Genomic DNA, 22272 nt, shown 5'->3' on the forward strand with positions numbered 1-22272 from the left:
CCTACCCATGTGAGGTTTCCTCCGGCTTGCCGGACCCATGGGCGGTGGAAAACGTGCGTCTACTTGGCTCTATGTGCGGGAGAGGATCTTGTCCACCGCCGCCTGCAGGTCGCCTTCGGTGGCTTCTGCTCGCCATGCCACGAAGCCGTCTGGGCGGATGAGTACCGCGCCTTCGTCCGTGATTCCGTACCTCTTGGTGAAGCTTCCCTCCGGGTCTTCCAGGTCCTCCCCTACTCGGTACGCGTCCACCAGCAGGTCCAGGCGTTCTGCCGCGACCATCCAGCCGTCAGCCGCCGGGCCGGCCAGTAGGACGAAGTTGTGGCCGAACAGCTCTCGGGTGGACACGGGCTCGTCGTCTCTGCGTAGTGCGACGTGTGGGGCCCTCGAGCCGGGCCTTCCCGTTGGCTGTTCCGGGTTCTCCAGTGCCGCGCCGTCGTCGGTCGGTTCCATGGCCACCGCCGATGACAGGTGGCGGTAGCCGAAGAACAATGTGGACGCCGGCTCCAGCGGGGCGGCCAGTGTGCCGTCGGCCAGGTCCGAGCGCATGCGTTGTACGAATGCCGCGTACTGCTGTTCCACCAGGATGTCCGCGTACGGGCGTCGTTCGGGGTCGTGGCTGTCCAGCAGGGCGGGACCTGCTTCGCCGGTCAGGACCATTGCCAGCTTCCAGGCCAGGTAGTAGCCGTCCAGGATGGCCGTGTTGCCGCCGAAGCCACCCGTTGGGGGCATGACGCGCACCGCGTCGCCGATCAGGTGTACTCGGCCGCTGGAGAAGCGGTCGGCCACCCGAACCGACGTATAGCCGGTTGCCCTGCCCTCGGTTACCAGCAGTGGGTTCAGGGTCGGGACGCCGGTCGCGGTGCGGATCATCGAGATCCACTCCGGATCGGTGATGTCCTCGCGGTAGCCAACGGACAGTGCGTAGCGGTTGGGTTCGTCCGTGCTCACCACCACGCCCGCGCCACCCGGAAGCCCAGCGTTCCGCAGGTAGTACAGGGCGAAGCCGCGGACGCCCAGGTCCGCTTCGAACACGATGCCCGCCGCGCGGCCCAGGTCACCCCGGCCGTGTGTGCCGATACCCAGCGCCTGGCGGACCGGGCTTCGGTGGCCGTCCGCCGCTATCAGGTAGTCGGCTCGTACCTCGTGTTCGCCGGCCTCGTCGCGGAGCACTGCCTGGACCTCGAAGTCGTTCTGCGTGAAGGAGACCAGCTCCGTGCGGAAGCGGACGTCCGCGCCCAGTTCGCGCGCCCGGGCCAGCAGGACGGGCTCGGCTCGTTCCTGGCTCGTGTTGGCCCAGCCGGCGGGACTCAGGTCGCTGAAGTCCGGGCCGGTCTCGATCACGAGGTCCTTGTGGACGCGGCCCGTCACGCTCTCGGCCACGACGATGCGGAAGCCGGACTCGAGTGGGCCGGCCTCGGTCATGCGTCTGTCAACCCCGGCGACTCGCAGCGCCTCCATGGTGTGGGGGAACTGGCCGCGTGCCTTCGGGTAGATCGACGTCGTTGGATGTCGTTCCACCACCAGGGCGCGTACTCCGTGCACGCCGAGGAACATCGCGGCGGACAGGCCTGCCAGGCCGGCACCGACCACCAGGACCGGGGTTCGCTCGTAGGTCATCGTCGTCTCCGCTCGAACAGTGTTCGTTTTGTCGAACACCGTTCTACAATCGAACGCCGTTCGTGTCAAGTAGAGTGCTCGGGGACGGCGGAGGAGGTATGCGGTGGAGGCCGAGTGGCCGAGGGCCCGACCTGCTGAGCGACGCCGGGCGCTCAGTCAGGACCTGATCGTCGACACGGCGCTCGACCTGCTGGGCAAGGCCAGCCTGGACACCGTGAGCATGCGGCGAGTGGCCCAGGAGCTGGGCACCGGGCCCGCGTCGCTGTACGCGCATGTCAGCAGCAAGGAGGAACTGCATGAGCTGATGCTCGACCGGCTGCTGGGCCGCCTGCCGCGGCCGGCGCCCGACCCCGACATCTGGACCGAGCAGATCCTCGAGATGGCCAGGGCGCAGCTGGCCATGCTGACGTCCTATCCCGGCATCGCGCGGGTCGGCCTCGAGACGGTCATCCCGGCCGGACCCAACGCGCTGACCTACGGGGAGGCGGTGCTCGCGATCCTGCGTGCCGGCGGGCTGCCCGACCGCGTCGCGGTGTTCGCGTTCGACACGCTGTCGCTGTGGTGCTCGGCGTTCGCCTACGAGCTCAGCGCCGTCCGGACCGGGGAGCTCGACAGGGACCAGATCGTGGCCCGCGGCAAGGAGATCGGCGCGTACATGGCCGCCCGGCCCGCGCAGTTCCCGAACCTGCTCGGGGTCGGTGACGTGCTCTCCGAAGCCACGGCCGACGAGCGGTTCGAGTTCGCGCTGGACGTGTTCCTCGCCGGCCTGGTCGCCGCCTTCAAGCCGAGGAGGCGAAGCGGCTAGGTCGGGCTGCGGCGGCCGGCCACTCGACGTCGGCGGCCGGCGTCGGGCTCACCGGGCCGCGCGGACGACGCGGGCGTGGGACCCGTCCGACGAGAATGTCGAGCGGTTGGCGGTGGTTCCGTCCTCTGGCATGTTGGTGCCCATCCCGGGTGCCGAACGAGAGGACGAGTGATGAGTCACCCTGTGGTGCATTTCGAGATCATCGGCAGTGGGCCAGCCGCGCTGCGTGACTACTACGCTGGCCTGTTCGGGTGGGAGTTCCAGGTCGGGGATGCGACGACCGACGAGGTGTCGCGGCCCGGTGAGTACGGGTTCGTCGGGAACGCCGGGATCAACGGCGGCATCGGCGGCGGCGCCGGGTTCACGCCGCGCGTGCTGCTGTACGTCGGCGTGCCGAACGTGGAGGACGCGCTGCGCAGGGCCGAGGAACTCGGCGGCAGGCGGGTCATGGGGCCGGCTCGCGCCGGCGACTTCGCCGTCGGACAGTTCACGGACCCGGAGGGCAATCTCATCGGCGTGGCCGGTGTGGAGGAGTCGCGGTGAAGTACCTGGTCATGATCTACGGCAATCCCCGGAACTGGGAGCATCCGATGTTCCTGCACGATCCGGGGTTCCTCGCGCTGCCGGCGGAGGAGCGCGAGGAGGTCGCGCGGCAGGCGGAGGAGCTGCGGCGGGAGATCACCGAGTCCGGGGAGTTCGTGGCCGGGGTGGCGCTCGCGGATCCGGCGCTGACCAGGAACGTGCGAGGGCGGGACGGGGTGCCGGTCACCACGGACGGGCCGTACGTGGAGTCGAAGGAGCAGCTCGCGGGGTACTTCGTGCTCGACTGTGAGAGTCCGGAGCGGGCGGCGTCGATCGCGGCGCGGTTCCCGGACGCGCGGTTCGCGGCCGTCGAGGTGCGCCCGATCATGGACATGGCGGGGCAGGAGATGTGACCGGGGTCGAGGACCTGCTGCGCGGGCTCGCGCCGCGGGTCCTCGGCGCGCTCGTGCGCCGGTACCGGGACTTCGAGGCGGCGGAGGACGCGACGCAGGAGGCGTTGCTGGCGGCGGCGACGCACTGGCCGGTCGACGGTGTGCCGGACCGGCCGGACGCGTGGTTGGTCAGGGTGGCCTCGCGGAAGCTGACGGACCAGCTGCGCAGCGAGCAGGCGAGCAGGCGGCGGGAGTCCGCCCTTCCTGTCCCGCTCGTCGCGCCGGCCGCCGACGTGCCGGTCCACGAGGACGACGACACGTTGATGCTGCTCGCGATGTGTTGTCATCCGAGGCTGACCGCCGCCTCGCAGATCGCGTTGACGTTGCGGGCGGTCGGGGGGTTGACGACTGCCGAGATCGCGCGTGCCTTCCTGGTGCCGGAGCAGACCATGGCGCAGCGGATCAGCCGCGCCAAGCAGAAGATCAGGGGTGCGCGGTTCACGGTGCCGGCGGACATGCGTGCGGTGCTGCACGTGCTGTATTTAATTTTCAATGAGGGGTATACGGCTTCTTCTGGGCCGTCGCTACACCGGGTCGAGCTGGTGCGGGAGGCTGTCCGGCTGGCACGGCTCGTGCATGCGCTGCTGCCGTCGGACGGCGAGGCGGCGGGGTTGTTGGCACTGATGTTGCTGACCGACGCGCGGCGGCCGGCGCGGACGCTGGCCGATGGGAGTCTGGTGCCGTTGGCGGCGCAGGACCGGTCGTTGTGGGACCGCGCTCTGATGTCGGAGGGGCTCGCGTTGGTGCGGCACACGCTCACACATGCGCGGGTGGGGGTCTATCAGGTGGAGGCGGCGATCGCGGCGGTACACGCGGAGGCCGGGTCTTCCGCGGCGACGGACTGGGCGCAGATCGTTGGCTTGTACGGGGTTCTGTCGTCTTTGGACCCGAATCCGGTGGTGACGCTGAACTTGGCGGTGGCGGTCGGGATGGCCGATGGTCCTCGGGCCGGGTTGGCGGCGTTGGGGCCGCTGTCAGGAGACGCACGGATGGTGGGAAACCACCGGTTGCATGCGGTGCGGGCGCATTTGTTGGAGATGGCCGGGGCGGCGGTGGAGGCACGGGCGGAGTACCGGGAGGCGGCGCGGTTGACGACCAGTGTGCCGGAGCAGCGTTATCTGCGGGGGTGCGTGGCTCGGCTTGGGTGAGCCTGGCCTCCGGCCCCCGGATCCAAGTCTACCGGCGGGCACCGACATGTTCGGCCTATGTGGACGGTCGCCTGTGGATAAATCGGCAATGTCGGTGCGGGTGGGGACTGAGACGACTGTGGAGCGTCCGGGCCCGCTAAACGATGAACACGTGGCGGTAATCCTGGTGACAGGCATGTCCGGGACGGGGAAGTCGACGGCATTGGCCGCCGGTAATCGCGCGTGCGGCTTCACGAGTCACGTGAGGCGGCGGATTACCGCGTCTGCCAGTAGGCGGCCTTTCGGGGTCAGCACGCAGCGGCCGTTGAGGCCTGCCAGTGCCGCCTTGTCCAGGAGGTCCTCCGCCGCCGCCTGGTGGGCTTCCTTCTGTGCCTCGGGGCTCAGGACGTCCAGTGGGAGGCCGTCGGCCAGGCGGAGCCGCAGCATCACTCGTTCCAGGTGGCGGTCCTCGTCGGTCAGGGTTTCTCTTGCCGCTGCTGGAGAGTTGCCCTCCGCGAGGACTGCCGCGTAGCGGGCGGGGTGTTTCACGTTCCACCAGCGGACGCCGCCCACGTGGCTGTGCGCGCCCGGGCCCACGCCCCACCAGTCGGCACCGTTCCAGTACGTCAGGTTGTGTTGGCACCAGGCCTTCGGCTCCGTTGCCCAGTTCGAGACCTCGTACCAGTGCAGGCCCGCCGCCGACAGCGCCTTGTCCACCTGTTCGTAGCGGTCCGCCAACACGTCGTCGTCCGGGGCCGGTAGGTCGCCTCGGGCGATTCTGCGGGCCAGCGCCGTGCCCTCCTCCACGATCAACGCGTACGCCGAGACGTGGTCCACGCCCGCCTCCAGCACCGCCGCCAGGGAGCGCGCCAGGTCCTCGTCCTTCTCACCCGGTGTGCCGTAGATCAGGTCCAGGTTCACGTGTTCGAAGCCGGCCTCGCGTGCCTCACGTGCCGCCGCCGTGGCCCTGCCGGGCGTGTGGGTTCGGTCCAGGACCTTCAGCACGTGGGGGGCCGCGGACTGCATCCCCAACGACACCCTCGTGTAGCCCGCCCGGCGGATCGCCTCGAAGAACGCCGGGGACGTCGACTCCGGGTTGGACTCCGTCGTTACCTCCGCGTCGGCGGCCAGACCCAGCGTGTCCTGGATCGCGGTCAGCACCTCGGCCAGTACCGGCGCGCCCAGCAGGGACGGTGTACCACCACCGATGAACACCGTGTTCGCGGGTGGGGGTGTGCCCAGGACCGTCGCCGCCAGTTCCAGTTCCCGGCGGACCGCTGCCAGCCACGAGGTCGGCGACGCAAGGGACGCCTCCAGCTCCACGGCCGTGTACGTGTTGAAGTCGCAGTAGCCGCAGCGGGTGGCGCAGAACGGCACGTGCACGTAGACGCCGAACGGCCTGTGCCCGAGGCCGCTCAGTGCGGACTCGGGCAGTGCGCCGTCGCCGGGCGCAGGGTCGCCGTCTGGCAGCGTCGAAGGCACGCCTACCAGTATCTCAGCGCCACACCACCAGCGTGACCACGGACAGGCCCGCCGCGATGACCAGGAAGACGAACCCGAACAGCGGCGCCTTCCGCCACCACGGCGTGTGCCGGTCGAGCGCCACCCGGCCGGGGCCGGCGAACAGCAGGCCGAACGCCGCCGCCGCGTAGATCATCTCCAGCTCCACGCCGCCCAGGAACTGGTTCCAGTTGCCGTTGACCACGATGGCGTTCGCCATCACGCCCAGGATGGCGGCCGCCCCGACGGGGAAGAAGAGGCCCAGGACCACCAGAGCGCCGCCGGCGATCTCGCTGATCGTCAGGACCCAGGCGAGGATGCCCGGCTCGGTGAAACCGGCGTCGGTCAGCATCTGCCTCGTGGCGTCCATGCCGTCGACCGGCCCGTTCAGCCACCCGAACAGCTGGTCCAGGCCGTGCGCCACGAACAGCCCGCCCAGCGCCAGCCGCAGCACCAGGAGCCCGAAGTCCAAGCCCCCGTGCCACTCGGCCTTCCTGCTCCTGGGCTCCTCCGTCGTCTCGGTCGCGTCCGTCTCGCCGAAACCGGTGAAAGTCGTCGTCTGAGCGTTCGAGAACGACGCGTCGTCGTCGAAGAACCCCGACGAGCTCGAACTCGGCGTCCCGAAGTTCTGCGTCGTGGACGAGGAGTCACTCGCGGTGAAGTAGCCACGATCGTCTTCAGTGCTCACCCAGGGGAGGGTATTGCATAGGCCGAACGGGTAGACCGCGAACCTCGCGATTAGTAGTCGCCCTGAACCACGTTCCGGAGTGGCTCCCCCGCCGCGAACCGGGCGATCTCGGCGGCGGCCACCGCGTACGCCCGTGACTGGTAGCCCTCCACGCTCGCCGCCACGTGCGGTGTGAGCAGCAGGTTCGGGACCGTCCAGAGCGGGTGGTCCGCAGGAGGCGGCTCCGGCTCGGTCACGTCCAGGGCGGCCCGGAGGCGACCGGCCGCCAGCTCCGCGACCAGCGCGGACGTGTCCACCACCTTGCCGCGGGCCGCGTTCACCAGCACCGCGCCGTCCCGCATGCTGGACAGGAACGTCGCGTCGACCATCCCCGTCGTGGCCGGGGTCAGGGGCACCATCACCACGACCGCGTCGTGCTCGCCCAGCAGCGCCGGCACCTCGTCGATGCCGTGCACGCCGTCCCGCGCCCGGGCACCGACCAGCGTCGTCCGGGCGTCACACGCGTCCAGGCGGCGCCTGAGCTGCGTGCCCAGGTCGCCTGCGCCGATCACCAGCACCTTCTTGTCGATCAGCGTCTCCGTCGGACGGCGGTCCCACGTCCGGGTGACCCGCTCCCGCTCGAACGGGATCAGCTCCCGGTACACGGCCAGCAGCGCCGCCAGCGCCCACTCCGCCGTGGTCCCGCCGTGCGCGCCCCGCGCGGTCGACAACGTCACATGCGCCGGCACCTGGCCGACCCAGTTCTCCGCGCCCGCCGTGAGCAGCTGGATCAGCCTCAGGCTCGGCAGGCGGGACACGACCGCGGCCGGCTCGGACTCGACGAGGAAGCCCGGGACCAGCACCTCGGCTCGTTCGGGCAGCACGTCGACCGAGTCGTACCGCACCACCTCGATGCCCGCCACGCCCGCCAGGGCGGCCTCGCCCGGCTCGTCCGGGACCAGCACGGTGATCGTCACGTCCGCACCCTACTTACCCGAGGTTCACGGGCGCGCCCCTAGCGTGGGCATATGTCCTTGAGGTCACGCGTGCTGGTCGCGAGCGTGCTCAGCGGTGTCCTGCTGACCTCCGCGTGTGCCACGTTCGCCGACCAGCCGCCACCGGAGAGCTGGCGCCCGCAGGAGCAGCTGACCCCGCAGGGCGGGCCGGACCCGGAGGTGCCCGGCGAGAGCCGGCCCGGCGAGGGCGGCACCGGCGACAGCGGGACGCCGACGGAGATCCCGCCGCCGGACGGCTGCAAGGACTACGACCCGGCCGTCATCGCCACCTGCCTGGACACGGTGGTCGCGGTCGCGGCCTTCCCCGGGGACGGTCAGGACCCGGTCGCGCTCGTCGGCGAGCGGCGCACCGGGCGGATCCTGCGCGTCAAGCAGGGCTCGGACCCGCAGTTGGTCGCGACCGTGCCGGTGGACGGCAGCGGGGACGGCGGCCTGACCGGGCTGGCCCTCTCCCCCACCTACGCCGAGGACCAGCTGATCTTCGCGTACATCACCACCCCGACCGACAACCGTGTGGTGCGGATCGCGCCGGGCGACGTCCCGAAGCCGGTCATCACGGGCATCCCGCGCGGCGCGACCGACAACCGCGGCGCGCTCGCCCAGGACCGCACCGGCGCGTTGCTGCTCGCGACCGGCGACGCCGGCAACGCGCAACTCGCCGGCGACCTGGGCTCACTGGCCGGCAAGGTGCTGCGGTTCGACGCGAGCGGCGCGCCCGCGCCGGGCAACCCCACCAAGACCTCGCTGGTCGTCGCCAGTGGGTTGCGGTCCCCGGGCGGCGTGTGCACGTCGGTCAACGGCCCCGGCGCCTGGGTGACGGACCGGGCCGCGAACCAGGACGTGCTGTTCCGGCTGGAGCTGGGCAAGCCGCTGACCACGCCGGCGTGGACCTGGCCGGACCGGCCGGGCGTGTCGGGCTGTGCGGCGATGGCCACCGGGATCGTGATCGTCATGTCGACCGCCGGCAACGCGCAGCGGCTGCCGATCGCGTCGGACGGGTCGTTCTCCGGGAAGCCCGAGGTCACGCTCGACAAGGACGAGGGCTACGGCCTGCTCGGCGGCATGGACGCCGTCAACGACCAGGTCGCGGTCGTCGGCACGCTCAACAAGGACGGCGGCCGGCCGGTCTCCAGCGACGACCGGGCGATCGTGGTCGTCCTCACCGGCCAGAAGGGCAGCGGCGTCGACTGATCCCTGCACGGGTCAGCGCAGGGCGTCGAACCAGGTCAGGACCCTTGGCAGGGCCAGGCGGGCGGACGTGAAGTGGTCGACCTCGCCCACGTTCACGACCTCGCTGTCACGGGTGCCGCGTGCCTGGAGCGCGTCCTGGCAGCTCTGTGAGTTGGCGAACACCACGTCGCGGTCGCCGGTGCCGGCGTACAGGCGGACGGGCACCCGCGGGCGCCAGTCACACGGGTCGTCGTTCGCCTCGAGCACCGACGCCAGCACGCCGTCCGGGTGGGCCAGCCGGGCCAGGAACTCGTCGGTGAACAGCTCGCGCGGAGTGCGCGGCAGCGCGTTCACCACGTCCAGCTCCTCGTGGTCGCCGTCGAACAGGGACTCCACCACCTGGTCGTACGGGGCGCGGAACGCCTCGGCCGGCGAGTCGTACAGCCCGTACGCCCGGTTCCACGACGTGATCGCGTAGCCCAGGTACAGGGTCGCGCCGATGCCGTCCAGGCGGCCGTCCAACGCCGCGGGCAGTTCCTGCCCGCGGATGTCGTACGGGCCGGCGATCCCCGCGACCGCCCGGAGGCCGAACTCCGGTGACCGCGCCAGCTCGCGGCCGACGAGCATCGACGCCTGCCCACCCTGGGAGAAGCCGCTCACCAGCACCCCGGGGGCAAGGCGCTGACCCGAACGCGCGGCCAGCGTGCGGGTCGCCCGCAGCGCGTCGACCGTCGCGCCGACGGTCGGCCCGGTCACCATGTACGGGTGGCGCCCGGGACCGGTGCCCAGGCCGAGGTAGTCCGGCGCCACGGTCGCATAGCCGGACGCGGCGAACAGCACCGACGCGGCCCGGTCCAGGTTGTCCGCGACGGAAGCGGTGTCGCCGCGGAACACGCGGGTGCCGTGCAGCCACGTGACCGTGCGCAGCGTGCGTTCCCGCGTGCGCGGCAGGACGGCCAGCGCGCTCGCGGTCGTGGGCCGGCCGTCCACGCCGGTCGTCCGGTAGGTCAGCAGGTACAGGTCCACGCCGTCGCGGACCGCGGACGTGGGCAGCTCGTACCCGGCGAGGTAGGCCACGACCTCCGCCTTGGTCAGCCGCTTGACCAACCTCGCCGACGACAGCTGGTTCCCGGCGTGCTGTTCGACGGCGGTCGGTGCGGGCTCGGCCACCGCGACCCCCGGCACGAGCAGCCCGGCGCACAGCGCCGCGGCGAGCACCCTTGTTCTACGCATTCCTTTTCCTCCCAACGGTTTCCGCTGGAAGGAAGCCTGCCCGGCCACGATCGGGAACGACATGGGGCTGGCCACCGGACTGCCGGTGGGGCCAGCCGGAGGGTTTCTGTGTGCGCTCCGTGTGGCGGGGTTCCCTAGCCTGCACGCCCTGGATGGTCACCTCGGCTCGAGGGGTGCCGTGTCTGTGGCCATCTTTCCTTATTTCCGTTCACTACCAAGGAGAACCGTGTCCGCAATCTCGGCTACGCCGACCAGGGGGGCAGCCGTCCGCCGTCCTGGCATGCTCGTCGCGACCATCAGCATCGTCGTGGTGACGGCGCTGGCGGCGATCGTCAACGGCATCATCATCGCCACCGGGGGCAAGGAGCTGATCAAGCAGGCGCTCGAGAACGCCGGTCTCGGCGGGCTCTCGGACGCCGACCTCGACATGGCGGCCCAGCTCGCCGGCTACGACTCGATGGACGACGTGTTGAGCGCCTTCACCACGCGGGGCTACCTCGTCGCCGGCTGCGGCGTCCTGCTGCTGATCTTCGGGGTGCTCATGCGCGGGGCGGCGACGTTCGCGCGGGTGATGGTCACCATCTCGGCCGTGCTCGTCATGGTGTTCAGCCTGCTCGTCCTCGCCGACGAGACCACCGGCACGATGGCCGGCCTCGCGATGCTCGCGATCCTCGGCGGCATCCTGTCGATCATCTTCACCTGGCTGCCGGCGAACGGCCGCTACGGCAAGGCCGTCAGGGCAGCTGGCTGAGTGCCTCGGGTGCCGGGAGCGAGGGGCCCGGCACCCGCGTGAGGTTCAGCAGCAACGAGGCCAGCGCCCGTGCGTTGGCATCGCGGGGGTCGGCGATGTGGCCGGCCTCCGCTCTCGCCTTCTCCGCCGCCGCGCCGTCGCCCCGCGCGTCATACGCCGCGGCCAGCAGCCACAGCGTGACCGCCTCCGACGACGTGCTGCCCATCGCCCGGTACGCGGCGAGGCAGGCGTGCAGCTCGGCCACCGCCTCGGCCACGCGGCCGTCGCCGATCATGCCGGCCGCGAGGGCCCGTCGGCAGGTGAGCACCCGGGGCGCCTCGCTGATCTGCTCCGCGATGGCCCGGCACTCCGCGAACGCCGCCAGCGCACGGACCCGCTCTCCCCGGCCGGCCTGGACCGCGCCCAGGGTCCGTAAGGACCGGGCGAGCGCCGAGCGGGCCGTGGTCTCCCGCAGCAGCGCCACCGCCTCCTCCGCCGCCGCCGCGGCCCGGTCCAGCTCGCCGGTCAGCGCGAGGCTCCACGACAGGCTCTGCAACGCACGCGCCACCGCGTACGGCTCGGCCGACTCGCGGGCCACGGCCAGCGCGCCGGTGTCCACCCGGACCGACTCCGCGGGGCGCCCCAACCGGTTCAGCGCGGCGGACCTGGCCGCCGCCACGGAGTCCGAAGTGGACAGCCCGGCGGCGCGGTCGGTCAGCGCGAGCGCCTCCTCCGGCACGCCGAGGCCGGTGAGGCAGTCCGCCAGGTTGGTCAGCACCCACGGGAGCGCCGGGTCGGCGCCCAGCCGGGCCTCGCACCACCGGTACTTCGCGACCGCGTCGGCGTAGTGGCCGCGCACGTGCAGCAGCCGCGCGTACACGGCCTCCGCCCACACCTCGACCCGCAGGTCGCCGGCATCGCGGGCGCCCGCGACGATCGCCTCGACGCAGGTTCGCAGGTCGGCGTACGCGCCGCGCGGCCACAGGTACCTGGCGATCCGTTCGAGGACCCGCGCCGCGACCCGGTGCCGCCCGAACCGGGCCACGCGGCCGATCCCGGCGACGACCTGCGCGCGCTCCACGGCGAACCAGCGGACCGGGTCGGCGCCGTACCGCGCGAGCGTGTCGGCGGGCAGCGGTGGCTCGGGCAGCGGCAGGTCGCCGTCGACGGACGGGAACACCGCGGGCAGGTCCCGGCCGGCCAGGTCGGCCATCGCCAGCACCGCGTCGAGCAGGCGGTCGGCCTCGTGGCCCGCCGACGCGGTGCCGTCCTCGGCCAGCAGCCGCTCCCGCGCGAACATCATGACGAGGTCGTGCACCTCGTACCGCGGCTCGCCGCACGGGTCGGTGCCGGCCGGCTGCACCAGGCTCGACTCGATCAGCTCGTCGACCGCGTTCTCCTCCGCGACCCCGTGACGCAGCACGGTGATCGCCCACGCCGGCAGGTTCGGCACGGCCGCGACGCCGAGCAGCCGCAGCGTGGCCCGCGCGGGCCTCGACAGGGCGTCGTAGCTGAGCGCGAGGCTGGACCGGACCTGCAGGTCGCTGACCGACAGCTCGTCGAGCCTGTTCCGCTCGTCGGCCAGCCGGTCGGCGAGCGTGGCCAGGCGCAGCTGCGGGCGCAGCGCGAGCCGGGTGCCGGCGATGCGCAGTGCCAGCGGCAGGTTGCCGCAGGCGGCGGCGATCCGGCGGGCGCCGTCGGGATCGGCGGCGACCCGTGGGCCCGCGACCTTCGCGAGCAGGTCGACGGCCTCGCGGTCGGTCAGCGAGCCGACCGTGACGCGGTGGGCGTCGAGCAGTCCGGTGAGCCGGCGGCGGCTGGTGACGAGGACCTTGCTGCACGGCGTCCCCGGCAGGAGCGGGCCGACCTGTGTGGGGTCGGCGGCGTCGTCGAGCACGAGCAGGACGCGGCGGTCGGCGAGGCGGCTGCGCAGCACCGCCGCCTTGGCCTGGGTGTCGTCCGGGATGCCGGGTCCGGTGACGCCGAGGCTGCGCAGCAGGTCGACGAGCACGTCGCCGGTCGGGCGGGGCGCGGTGGCGCCGGAGAGGTGGGCGTAGAGCTGGCCGTCCGGGAAGGCGCCGGCGAGGCGGTGCGCGACATGGATCGCGAGCGTGCTCTTGCCGGCGCCGGGCTCGCCGGTGAGCACGAGAGGCGGACAGTCGGGTTCGGTGAGGAGCGTGGTCAGCTCGTCGACGACGTCGTCGCGGCCGGTGAACCCGCGAAGGTCGGCGGGCAGCTGGCGGATCGGCCACTCGTCGCCACGCAGGATCTCGGCGTGCACGGCGCGCAGCTCGGCGCCCGGTTCGAGGCCGGTCTCCTCGATCAGGGTGTCCCGGGCGGTGCGGTAGACGGTCAGGGCGTCCGCCTGGCGGCCGGCACCTGAGAGGGCACGCATGAGCTGGCCGACGAGTCGTTCCCGCAGCGGGTGCTCGGCGACCGCGGCCTGTAGCTCCCCCAGCAGCTCGGCATGCCGGCCCGCGGCGAGCTCGGCCTCGACGCAGTCCTCGAAGACGGTGAGCCGCTCGGTCTCCAGGCGCGCGACCTCGGCGTCGAGAGCCGGGATCGCGAGGTCGGCGAGCGGGCGGTCGCGCCACTGGGCCAGGGCCTGTCGCAGGAGTACCGCCGCCGCTTCCGGGGCACCGTCACGCAGGGCCTGGCGGCCGAGCCGGCTCGCGGCGCGGAAGGTCAGGAGGTCGAGGTCGCCGTCGGCCACGCGTAGCCGGTAGCCGGGACCGGCGTGGTCGATCTCCGTGCCGTCGAGGCGCTCACGCAGGCGGGAGACGTAGGTGTGCAGGTTGGAGGCGTAGGACTTCGGCGGGATCTCCGGCCACAGCGCGTCGACCAGCCGCTCGGTGGGCACACGCTGGTTGGCGTGGAACAGCAGCATGGCGAGCAGGGAGCGCTGCCGGTCTCCGCGCAGGCGCAGCAGCCGGCCGTCGTGGCCGGAGACCTGCAGGGGACCCAGTACGCCGAACTTCGCAGTCATCGCGCCGGGCATCGTAGCCAGGTCCACCGACAGGACGGACCGGCGACCGTGCACACGCGAGACTTTCGAGCATGCGGCCGTCCACCGCCAAACACCGTGACCCGCATCGGGGCGACGCGGGTCACGGTGTTGGCTACTTCTACTTGCAGCGTTCGAGGATCAGCTCGCGCACGCGCTTGGCGTCGGCCTGGCCCCTGGTGGTCTTCATGACCGCGCCGACGATCGCGCCGGCCGCCGCGACCTTGCCGCCGCGGATCTTGTCCGCGACGTCCGGCTGGGCCGCCAGTGCCTCGTCGATCGCGGCGTACAGGGCGCTGTCGTCCGAGACGACCGCCAGGCCGCGGGCCGCGACGACCTCGTCCGGCCCGCCCTCGCCGGCCAGCACGCCGTCGATGACGCCGCGGGCCAGCTTGTTGGTCAGCTTGCCCTCGGCCACCAGCGCCGACACCCGTGCGACCTGGGCCGGCGTGATCGGCAGCTCCGCCAGCTCCACGCCCCGCGAGTTGGCCTCCTGTGCGAGGTAGGCGACCCACCACGCACGGGCCTCGGCCGGGGACGCGCCCGCGTCGACCGTCGCCGTGATGAGGTCCACGGCACCCGCGTTCACCAGGTCCCGCAGCTCCAGGTCGGTCAGGCTCCACTCCTCCTGGATGCGCCTGCGGCGCTCCCACGGCATCTCCGGCAGCGTCGCGCGCAGCTTCTCGACCCACTCGGCCGACGGCGCGATCGGCACCAGGTCGGGCTCGGGGAAGTACCGGTAGTCCTCGGAGGTCTCCTTGGGGCGGCCCGAGGACGTGGTGCCGGTCGACTCGTCGAAGTGGCGGGTCTCCAGCACGATCGTGCCGCCGCCGGTCAGGACCGCGGCCTGCCGGGTCATCTCGAACCGCACCGCACGCTCGACGCTGCGCAGGGAGTTGACGTTCTTGGTCTCCGTGCGGGTGCCGAACTCCGTGGCGTCCTTGGCCATCAGCGACACGTTCGCGTCGCACCGCAGCGAGCCCTGGTCCATGCGGACGTCCGAGACGCCCAGTGCCCGCAACAGGTCCCGCAGCGCGGTGACGTACGCCCGCGCCACCTCCGGGGCCCGCGCGCCGGTGCCGGTGATCGGCTTCGTCACGATCTCGATCAGCGGCACGCCCGCGCGGTTGTAGTCCAGCAGCGAGTGGTCCGCGCCGTGGATCCGCCCGGTCGCGCCGCCGACGTGCAGCGACTTGCCGGTGTCCTCCTCCATGTGCGCGCGCTCGATGGCCACCTCGACGACCGTGCCGTCGTCCAGCGTGATCGCGAGGGAGCCGTTGAACGCGATCGGCTCGTCGTACTGCGACGTCTGGAAGTTCTTCGGCATGTCCGGGTAGAAGTAGTTCTTCCGCGCGAACCGGCACCACGGCGCAATCTCGCAACCCAGCGCGAGGCCGATGCGGATGGCCGACTCAACGGCCGCCGCGTTGACCGCCGGCAGTGCGCCGGGCAGCCCGAGACAGGTCGGGCACACCTGCGTGTTGGGCTCCGCGCCGAACGTGGTCGGGCAGCCGCAGAACATCTTGGTGTACGTGTTCAGCTCGACGTGCACCTCGAGGCCCAGCACCGGGTCGAAGCGCTCGAGGACCTCGTCGTAGTCCAGAAGAGAAGTCATCGTCAGGCCTCCAGCGCCGGGACGCGGGTGATCAGGGCGGCGCCGGCCGCGGCGTCACGCGCGGCCTCGTAGGCGGCCGCGACCTTGTACATGCGTTGTTCCTGGAGTGCCGGCGCCATCACCTGCAGGCCGACCGGCAGACCGTCGTCGGACGCGAGGCCGGCCGGGACGCTCATGGCAGGCGTGCCGGCGAGGTTGGCCGGGATCGTGCAGAGGTCCGCGAGGTACATGGCCATCGGGTCGTCCACACGCTCGCCGATGCGGAACGCCGTGGTCGGGGTCGTCGGTGAGATGAGCACGTCGACGGTCTCGAACGCCTTCTCGAAGTCCCGCACGATGAGGGTGCGGACCTTCTGCGCCTGGCCGTAGTAGGCGTCGTAGTAGCCGGAGGACAGCGCGTACGTGCCGATCATGATGCGCCGCTTGACCTCGGCGCCGAAGCCCGCCTCGCGGGTCAGCGCCATGACCTGCTCCGCGCTGGCCTCGCCGTCGTCGCCCACGCGCAGGCCGTAACGCATGGCGTCGAAGCGGGCCAGGTTCGAGGACGCCTCGCTGGGCGCGATCAGGTAGTAGGCGGGGAGGCCGTAGTCGAAGTGCGGGCAGGAGACCTCCACGACCTCCGCGCCGAGGCCCGTCAGCACCTCGACCGCCTGCTCGAACGCGCCAGTCACGCCGGCCTGGTAGCCCTCGCCCTGGAACTCGCGGACCACCCCGACCCGCACGCCCGTCAGGTCACCCCGGGCGCCCTCGCGGGCCGCCGCCACGACCGGCGGGACTGGGGCGTTGATGGAGGTCGAGTCGAGCTGGTCGTAGCCGCCGATGACCTCGTGCAGCAGGGCCGCGTCGAGCACGGTCCGCGCGCACGGCCCACCCTGGTCGAGCGAGGACGAGAACGCGACGAGGCCGTACCGGGAGACGCCGCCGTAGGTCGGCTTGACGCCGACCGTGCCGGTGACCGAAGCGGGCTGGCGGATCGAGCCGCCGGTGTCGGTGCCGATGGCGAGGGGCGCCTCGAACGCGGCGAGCGAGGCGGAGCTGCCGCCGCCGGAGCCGCCGGGGATGCGGTCGAGGTCCCACGGGTTGCGGGTCGGGCCGAACGCGGAGTTCTCGGTGGAGGAGCCCATCGCGAACTCGTCCATGTTGGTCTTGCCGAGGATGACGATGCCCGCCTCGAGGAGCTTGCGGGTGACCGTCGCGTCGTACGGCGGTATCCAGTTCTCCAGGATCTTCGAACCGCAGGTCGTCGGCAGGCCGGACAGGGCGAAGACGTCCTTGAGCGCCAGCGGGACGCCCGCCAGCGGGGAGGCCGGCTCGCGGCCGGCGGCCACGTCCTCGTCGACCGCGCGGGCCGCGGACAGCGCGCCCTCGGTGTCGACGTGCAGGAACGCGTTGACGGTCTTGTCCACCGCGGCGATCCGGTCCAGGTGCGCCTGCGCGACCTCGACGGCCGAGACTTCCTTGTCCTGGATCCGCGACGCCAGCTCGGCGGCGGTGAGATGTGTCAGCTCGCTCATGCTTCTTCTCCCAGAATCCGCGGCACCCGGAACCTGCCGTCCTCCGCGGCCGGCGCACCGGCCAGGGCCTGCTGCTGCGTGAGTCCGGGACGGACCAGGTCGTCACGGAACACGTTGGTCAACGGCACGGCGTGTGAGGTCGGCGGGATGTCGTCGGCCGCGACCTCGCCGACCCGCGCCACCGACTGGAGGATCACGTCCAGCTGACCAGCGAACGTGTCCAGCTCGTCCTCGGTGACGGCCAGCCTCGCGAGGCGAGCGAGGTGGGCAACCTCGTCGCGGGAGATGTTGGGCACGGAAGAACTCCTTCTCTGTGTGGGGCGAGTTTATTTGTGCCCCGTGCCGACACACGAACGGGTTATCGAGGTGGCAAGCTGGGGCAGAGCACCTGGTCGTCTCGGGGTATGGACGGTCAGGCCAGCGGGATGCCGCCGTCTGGGACAATCGTCGGCCGGCAAGCACACCTACGTTGCGGGAGGCGTTCGCGTTGTCCTTCCTGATCCGGGTTCAGCTCCCGGACGTTCCGGGAGCGCTCGGGGCGGTCGCGACCGCTCTCGGGGAGATCGGGGCCGACATCCTGTCCGTCGACGTCGTGGAGCGAAGCGACGGCACCGCCATCGACGACCTCGTCGTCGAGCTGCCGAAGGGCCGCCTGCCCGACGTCCTGATCACCGCCGCGGAATCGGTCAAGGACGTCGAGGTCGACGCGGTCCGACCCTACGCCGGTGTGCTCGACACGCACCGTGAGCTGGAGCTTGTCGAGGAGGTGGCCGCCCAGCCGGACCAGGGGCTGGCCATCTTCACCGAGGGCGTGCCGAGGATCATCCGCGCCGGGTGGGCCATGGTCGTCGGGCCGGAGGACCGGGCCGCCAAGACGGTGTCCGCGTCGACGGCCGCGCCGCAGCTCAAGACGCTCGACCTGCCGTTCCTGCCGCTCAGCCGGGCGACTGTCCTCGACGGTGAGGAGGACTGGGTGCCCGAGACGTGGAAGGAGCTGGGGACGGAGCTGGCCGCCACGCCGCTCGGGAAACCGGAGCGGGTGTTGCTCGTCGGGCGGCCGGGCGGGCCGCAGTTCCGCGCCGCGGAGGTGGCCAGGCTGGCTCACCTCGCGGGGATCATCGCGGTGGTGCTGTCGGGCTAGGCAGGTTGCCCGGCTCGCCGGTACGGAGCATGCGGGACCGGGGCGTTTCCCCGGGTCCCGCGCCCGCCTGGGCGCCCGAGCGCCGGAGGCGGTCGTGAAATTCGCATGAGTGGTCCATTCGCACTGTTCAGACCCCGGTTTTGTCGGTGCCGCGCGCTAGGCTGGATTCGGGGGAGGGCCCCGGGTCAGGGTCGCGCGTTCGGCCAGGTTCGGGCAGGTCGGCGGTACCTTCGAGCCAGGCGGCGCATGGGACGACAGGACCTGGCACGCCGATGCGGGTGACCAGACGGACGTCATCCGGGTAGGGCTTTGCCAGGTGGCAGAGTCGGCTTTCGAGGGCCGGGAACATCGTGTCGCTCGCCGCGGCGCGGGCGTCTCGTGTGGTCAGCGCTACCTCGACGATGTTCTACGAGGCGGTGGCGCGGAACCGGATCGACCTCTCCCCCATGCCCACGCTCGCGTGTTCGAAGCCCGCGCCGGTGAGGCGGTCCGGCAGGGTTTCCGGCGGGACCGGCACCATCGTGTCGCCGATGTGGATGATCCGGAAACGCAGGCTCACCCGGCTGTCCGAACCCGCGAAGACCCCGCCCGGCCGGAGCACGCGGGCCGCCTCCGCGAACAGCAGGTCCTGCTGCGCCGGCGACGGCACGTGATGCAGCATCGTGAAACAGACGACCGCGTCGAAGGAACTGTCGGGGAACGGCAGGGCGGTCGCGTCAGCCTGGTGGATGTCGACCTCGCCGTCGAACTGGCGGCGGAGGCCGGCGGCCAGGTCCGGGTCGACCTCGACCGCGGTCAGGCGGCCGCCGTGTTCGGCCAGCCAGCGGGTCGTGATGCCGTAACCCGGGCCGAGTTCGAGGACGTCGCCGTCCAGTGCGATGTCGCCGACGGCCCAGGGCAGCTTCTTGGAGCGCATCGACCGGGCCCAGTCGTCGGACTGGCAGATCCTGCGGTGAATCGCGTTCATCGGCATGGCCTCGACGCTACGAGGACCCCGCGACGGCCGAAACCACGTAACCTGTCACGCGATGTCGCGTTACGGTCATCCCGTCGAGTGGGTCGAGCCGCCGCTGGGCGTCGCGCTCGTCGGCCGGTTCGCGCTCGCGCGTGGCACCCGTTACCGCACGCACACGCACCCCACCCATCAGCTCGTGTGGGCACGCACCGGGGTCGTCAACGTCGGCGTCGGCGACACGTCGTGGGTGCTGCCGCCCAGCCGCGCGTTGTTCGTGCCGGCCGGGGTGCCGCACACGACCGCGGGCGCGTCGGTCGTCGACATGCACAGCCTTTACCTGCGACCCGAGCGGTGCCCACCACTGTGGACGGAACCGACCGTGCTCGCGGCGTCGCCGATGTTCACCGCACTTGTCGGCCACCTCGGCAGCGAACTGACGGACGGCGCGCGGGCCAGGGCGGAGGCGGTGCTGTTCGACGTGCTCACGCCGGCGCCGGTCGCGTCGAGCGAGCTGACCTGGCCGCGGGACGACCGGGCCCGTCGGGTGGCCGACGCGCTCGCGACGGACCCGGCGGACGGACGGGACACCGCCGCCTGGGCACGCGAGGTCGGCACCAGTGAACGGACGCTGTCCCGCCTGTTCGTCGCCGAGACCGGGGTCGGTTTCGGCCGCTGGCGCACCCGCCTGCGGGTCCGCACGGCCCTGGGGCTGCTGGCGACGGGCAGTCCTGTGACGACCGTCGGCCGGCACGTCGGCTACCGCACGGCGAGCGCGTTCATCGCCGCGTTCCGGCGGGAGGTCGGGGTCACGCCGTCGCGGTGCTTCCAGTGACTCGGCACCCGAAGCACGGTCGGAGGTCCAGGCGGTAGGGGGACGGTCCTCCTCGCGGGCCGGGCACCTCGCTCAGGCTTCGGCATCCTCAGTGGACCCGGCGGCCTCGGCGGCCTCGGTCGAGTCTTCCGTGCCGTCGCCTGTCTGGGCCACTTCCCTTGCCGCGTCCGGGCCGTCGGTCAGCAGCACCCGGAAGCCGTCCTCGTCCAGGACGGGTACCTTCAGCTGCACCGCCTTGTCGTACTTCGAACCCGGCGCCTCGCCCACCACCACGAAGTCCGTCTTCTTCGAGACCGAGCCCACCGCCTTGCCGCCGCGGGCCATGATCGACTCCTTGGCCTCGTCCCGCGAGAACGTCCGCAGGCTGCCGGTGACCACGATCGACATGCCCTCTAGGTTGCGCGGGATGGAGGAGTCCCGCTCCTCCGTCATCCGCACCCCGGCCCGCGCCCACTTGTCCACGATCTCGCCGCGCCAGTCCGTCGCGAACCACTCCCGAACGGCCGTGACGATCGTCGGGCCCACGCCCTCCGCCTGCGCCAGCTCCTCCTCGGCGGCCTCCCTGATGCGGGGCAGCGAGCCGAACTCCAGGGCCAGCGCCCGCGCGGCCGTCGGACCGACATGGCGGATCGACAACGCCACCAGGATCCGCCACAGTGGACGTTCCTTCACCGTCCCCAGGTTCTGGAGCAGCTTCTGGCCGTTGGCCGACAGCGCACCCGCCTTGGTGCGGAACAACTCCACCGCCAGCAACCGGGACTCGTCGAGGTCGAACAGGTCGCCCTCGTCGTGGAGCACGCCCGAGTCGATGAGTGCCGCCGCCGCCTCGTAGCCCAGCACCTCGATGTCCAGCGCCGAGCGGCCCGCGATGTAGGTGAGCCGTTCGATGCGCTGGCCGCGGCAGTTCTGCGCGTTCGGACAGCGGATGTCGGCGTCACCCTCCTTCTCGTAGGCCAGTTTCGTGCCGCAGGACGGGCACACGTCCGGCATCGTCCACTCGCGAGCGTCGGCCGGGCGGGCATCCGTCACCGGGCCCAGTACCTCGGGGATCACGTCACCGGCCTTGCGGATCACCACGCGGTCGCCGATCAGCACGCCCTTGCGCCTGACCTCGCTCGCGTTGTGCAGCGTGGCCATCTCGACCGTCGAGCCGGCCACCTTCACCGGCGCCATCACCGCGTACGGCGTCACCCGGCCGGTGCGGCCCACGTTCACGCGGATGTCCAGCAGCGTCGTGGTCGCCTCCTCCGGCGGGTACTTGTACGCGATGGCCCAGCGCGGCGCCCGGGACGTCGTGCCGAGCCTGCGCTGCTTGGCGACCTCGTCGACCTTCACCACGATGCCGTCGATCTCGTGCTCGACGTCGTGTCGGTGCTCGTGCCAGTACTCGATGTGCGCGAACAGCTCCTCGCGCGTCGACACGACCTCGGCGTGCGTGGACACGGGCAGGCCCCACGTCCGCAACGCGTCGTACGCCTCGGACTGCCGCACCGGCTCGAAGCCCTCGCGCTTGCCGAGACCGTGGCAGATCAGCCGCAGCCTGCGGCTCGCGGTGACCTTGGGATCCTTCTGCCGCAACGAACCCGCGGCGGTGTTGCGTGGGTTCGCGAACGCCGGCTTGCCCGCCTCGACGAGCCTCGCGTTCAGCTCCTCGAAGTCCGCCAGGCGGAAGTACACCTCGCCGCGGACCTCGACGAGTTTCGGCACCGGGAACTCGTCGGTGCCGGTGAGCCGCAGCGGCACGTCGTCGAGCGTGCGGATGTTCAGCGTGACGTCCTCGCCCGTCGTCCCGTCGCCGCGGGTCAGGCCGCGGACCAGGCGGCCGTCCTCGTACAGCAGGTTGATCGCCAGGCCGTCGATCTTCAGCTCGCAGATGTAGTCGGTGGGTCCCAGCTCCTTCTCGACCCTGTCCACCCACGCGCCCAGCTCGCCGGCGTCGAACGTGTTGTCCAGGCTGAGCATGCGCTCCAGGTGCGCGAACGCCTTGAAGTCCGTGGAGAACGTGCCGCCGACCTGCTGGCTCGGCGAGTCCGGCGTGACTAGCCCGGGGTGCTTCTCCTCGATGTCGAGCAGCTCGTGCCACAACGTGTCGAACTCGCCGTCGGAGATCGTCGGCGAGTCGAGCACGTAGTAGCGGAACCGGTGGCCGTTGATCTCCTCCGACAGCGCTGCGTGCCGCTCCCGCACGCCGGCCGGCACGTCCTCGACACCCTCTACCGCCACGTCGTCTGCACTGGTCACGAGGGGCAGACTAGTCGCTACCACCGACATTTTCCGACCGCGCGAGCCCCTCGACGAGGGTGCGCAACTCCAGCAGACCGATCGTGCCGGGCGGCTCCCGGAGCGAGGTCTCGACACGGCGCAGGCGCTCG

At 71.7% G+C, this 22272-nt stretch carries 19 protein-coding genes; 8 read left to right on the plus strand and 11 right to left on the minus strand.

Going from position 1 to position 22272, the window contains the following annotated elements:
• Positions 1-69: 69 nt before the first annotated feature.
• A complete protein-coding gene (locus VET29_RS02720) occupies positions 70-1617 on the minus strand; it encodes an FAD-dependent monooxygenase (RefSeq protein WP_324914034.1) in 1548 nt (515 codons plus the stop codon).
• A gap of 103 nt (positions 1618-1720) precedes the next feature.
• Between VET29_RS02720 and VET29_RS02725 the strand changes: the two genes are divergently transcribed.
• The 4 genes from VET29_RS02725 to VET29_RS02740 all read left to right on the plus strand — a co-directional run bounded on the left by VET29_RS02725 (position 1721) and on the right by VET29_RS02740 (position 4544).
• A complete protein-coding gene (locus tag VET29_RS02725) occupies positions 1721-2422 on the plus strand; it encodes a TetR/AcrR family transcriptional regulator (protein WP_324914036.1) in 702 nt (233 codons plus the stop codon).
• A 171-nt stretch (positions 2423-2593) separates the two neighbouring features.
• A complete protein-coding gene (locus VET29_RS02730; protein WP_324914039.1) occupies positions 2594-2965 on the plus strand; it encodes a VOC family protein in 372 nt (123 codons plus the stop codon).
• Positions 2962-3357 carry a YciI family protein gene (locus tag VET29_RS02735; protein WP_324914042.1) on the plus strand — a complete coding sequence of 132 codons (396 nt, stop codon included), beginning with the start codon at positions 2962-2964 and terminating at the stop codon, positions 3355-3357. The genes VET29_RS02730 and VET29_RS02735 overlap by 4 nt, the downstream gene beginning before the upstream one ends.
• Entirely contained in the window at positions 3354-4544 is a 1191-nt protein-coding gene (locus VET29_RS02740) for an RNA polymerase sigma factor (protein WP_324914045.1), read from the plus strand. Before VET29_RS02735 ends, VET29_RS02740 begins: the two co-directional genes overlap by 4 nt.
• 237 nt (positions 4545-4781) lie before the next feature.
• Here the strand turns inward: VET29_RS02740 and hemW are convergent, their stop codons facing one another.
• Genes hemW through VET29_RS02755 form a run of 3 tightly spaced genes read right to left on the minus strand, consistent with a single transcriptional unit; the run spans position 4782 to position 7667 of the window.
• A complete protein-coding gene (gene hemW, locus VET29_RS02745) occupies positions 4782-6005 on the minus strand; it encodes a radical SAM family heme chaperone HemW (RefSeq protein ID WP_324914049.1) in 1224 nt (407 codons plus the stop codon).
• A 13-nt stretch (positions 6006-6018) separates the two neighbouring features.
• Positions 6019-6711, minus strand: a complete 693-nt coding sequence (locus VET29_RS02750) for a DoxX family protein (RefSeq protein ID WP_324914052.1) — start codon at positions 6709-6711, stop codon at positions 6019-6021.
• A 50-nt stretch (positions 6712-6761) separates the two neighbouring features.
• A complete protein-coding gene (locus VET29_RS02755; RefSeq protein WP_324914056.1) occupies positions 6762-7667 on the minus strand; it encodes an NAD(P)-dependent oxidoreductase in 906 nt (301 codons plus the stop codon).
• Between the two features lie 51 nt (positions 7668-7718).
• Here VET29_RS02755 and VET29_RS02760 point away from each other — a divergent pair, with 51 nt between their 5' ends.
• Positions 7719-8897: a PQQ-dependent sugar dehydrogenase gene (locus VET29_RS02760; RefSeq protein WP_324914058.1), complete on the plus strand. Its 1179-nt coding sequence runs from the start codon at positions 7719-7721 to the stop codon at positions 8895-8897.
• A gap of 12 nt (positions 8898-8909) precedes the next feature.
• Here the strand turns inward: VET29_RS02760 and VET29_RS02765 are convergent, their stop codons facing one another.
• Positions 8910-10109 carry a lipase gene (locus tag VET29_RS02765; RefSeq protein ID WP_324914060.1) on the minus strand — a complete coding sequence of 400 codons (1200 nt, stop codon included), beginning with the start codon at positions 10107-10109 and terminating at the stop codon, positions 8910-8912.
• Positions 10110-10389: 280 nt separating this feature from the next.
• Here VET29_RS02765 and VET29_RS02770 point away from each other — a divergent pair, with 280 nt between their 5' ends.
• The gene (locus VET29_RS02770) at positions 10390-10860 is read left to right on the plus strand and encodes a hypothetical protein (protein WP_324914062.1); all 471 of its coding nucleotides are present in this window, start codon (positions 10390-10392) and stop codon (positions 10858-10860) included.
• On the opposite strand, the gene VET29_RS02775 is transcribed toward VET29_RS02770, so the two are convergent.
• From VET29_RS02775 to gatC, 4 genes are all read right to left on the minus strand, one after another.
• On the minus strand, positions 10844-13825 hold the full coding sequence (locus VET29_RS02775; protein WP_324914066.1) for an AfsR/SARP family transcriptional regulator: 2982 nt from the start codon (positions 13823-13825) through the stop codon (positions 10844-10846). The genes VET29_RS02770 and VET29_RS02775 overlap by 17 nt on opposite strands.
• A 139-nt stretch (positions 13826-13964) precedes the next feature.
• Positions 13965-15458: an Asp-tRNA(Asn)/Glu-tRNA(Gln) amidotransferase subunit GatB gene (gene gatB / locus VET29_RS02780; RefSeq protein WP_324914069.1), complete on the minus strand. Its 1494-nt coding sequence runs from the start codon at positions 15456-15458 to the stop codon at positions 13965-13967.
• Between the two features lie 2 nt (positions 15459-15460).
• Entirely contained in the window at positions 15461-16972 is a 1512-nt protein-coding gene (gene gatA, locus VET29_RS02785; RefSeq protein ID WP_324914073.1) for an Asp-tRNA(Asn)/Glu-tRNA(Gln) amidotransferase subunit GatA, read from the minus strand.
• On the minus strand, positions 16969-17268 hold the full coding sequence (gatC, locus tag VET29_RS02790; RefSeq protein ID WP_324914077.1) for an Asp-tRNA(Asn)/Glu-tRNA(Gln) amidotransferase subunit GatC: 300 nt from the start codon (positions 17266-17268) through the stop codon (positions 16969-16971). The genes gatA and gatC overlap by 4 nt, the downstream gene beginning before the upstream one ends.
• A 191-nt stretch (positions 17269-17459) precedes the next feature.
• Between gatC and VET29_RS02795 the strand changes: the two genes are divergently transcribed.
• Complete coding sequence (locus tag VET29_RS02795) at positions 17460-18113, plus strand: amino acid-binding protein (protein WP_324914080.1); 654 nt, start codon at positions 17460-17462, stop codon at positions 18111-18113.
• Between the two features lie 406 nt (positions 18114-18519).
• Here the strand turns inward: VET29_RS02795 and VET29_RS02800 are convergent, their stop codons facing one another.
• Positions 18520-19086, minus strand: coding sequence for a class I SAM-dependent methyltransferase (locus VET29_RS02800; RefSeq protein WP_324914082.1), 567 nt, complete (start codon positions 19084-19086; stop codon positions 18520-18522).
• 55 nt (positions 19087-19141) lie between these two features.
• Here VET29_RS02800 and VET29_RS02805 point away from each other — a divergent pair, with 55 nt between their 5' ends.
• Positions 19142-19900 (plus strand): helix-turn-helix transcriptional regulator, encoded by a 759-nt coding sequence (locus VET29_RS02805; RefSeq protein ID WP_324914084.1) that lies wholly within the window; start codon positions 19142-19144, stop codon positions 19898-19900.
• A 72-nt stretch (positions 19901-19972) separates the two neighbouring features.
• On the opposite strand, the gene ligA is transcribed toward VET29_RS02805, so the two are convergent.
• On the minus strand, positions 19973-22171 hold the full coding sequence (ligA, locus tag VET29_RS02810) for an NAD-dependent DNA ligase LigA (RefSeq protein ID WP_414636437.1): 2199 nt from the start codon (positions 22169-22171) through the stop codon (positions 19973-19975).
• Positions 22172-22272 lie beyond the last annotated feature (101 nt).

The organism is Actinophytocola sp., assembly GCF_035634895.1.
In the GTDB taxonomy this organism is placed as follows: domain Bacteria; phylum Actinomycetota; class Actinomycetes; order Mycobacteriales; family Pseudonocardiaceae; genus Actinophytocola.

Excerpts from the sequence above, each read along its gene's own strand:
- VET29_RS02720 (WP_324914034.1), bottom strand. The coding sequence starts at position 1,617 with ATGACCTACGAGCGAACCCCGGTCCTGGTGGTCGGTGCCGGCCTGGCA.
- VET29_RS02730 (WP_324914039.1), top strand. The coding sequence starts at position 2,594 with ATGAGTCACCCTGTGGTGCATTTCGAGATCATCGGCAGTGGGCCAGCC.
- VET29_RS02760 (WP_324914058.1), top strand. The coding sequence starts at position 7,719 with ATGTCCTTGAGGTCACGCGTGCTGGTCGCGAGCGTGCTCAGCGGTGTC.
- VET29_RS02765 (WP_324914060.1), bottom strand. The coding sequence starts at position 10,109 with ATGCGTAGAACAAGGGTGCTCGCCGCGGCGCTGTGCGCCGGGCTGCTC.
- VET29_RS02770 (WP_324914062.1), top strand. The coding sequence starts at position 10,390 with ATGCTCGTCGCGACCATCAGCATCGTCGTGGTGACGGCGCTGGCGGCG.
- VET29_RS02775 (WP_324914066.1), bottom strand. The coding sequence starts at position 13,825 with ATGACTGCGAAGTTCGGCGTACTGGGTCCCCTGCAGGTCTCCGGCCAC.
- gatB (WP_324914069.1), bottom strand. The coding sequence starts at position 15,458 with ATGACTTCTCTTCTGGACTACGACGAGGTCCTCGAGCGCTTCGACCCG.
- gatA (WP_324914073.1), bottom strand. The coding sequence starts at position 16,972 with ATGAGCGAGCTGACACATCTCACCGCCGCCGAGCTGGCGTCGCGGATC.
- VET29_RS02800 (WP_324914082.1), bottom strand. The coding sequence starts at position 19,086 with ATGCCGATGAACGCGATTCACCGCAGGATCTGCCAGTCCGACGACTGG.
- VET29_RS02805 (WP_324914084.1), top strand. The coding sequence starts at position 19,142 with ATGTCGCGTTACGGTCATCCCGTCGAGTGGGTCGAGCCGCCGCTGGGC.
- ligA (WP_414636437.1), bottom strand. The coding sequence starts at position 22,171 with ATGTCGGTGGTAGCGACTAGTCTGCCCCTCGTGACCAGTGCAGACGAC.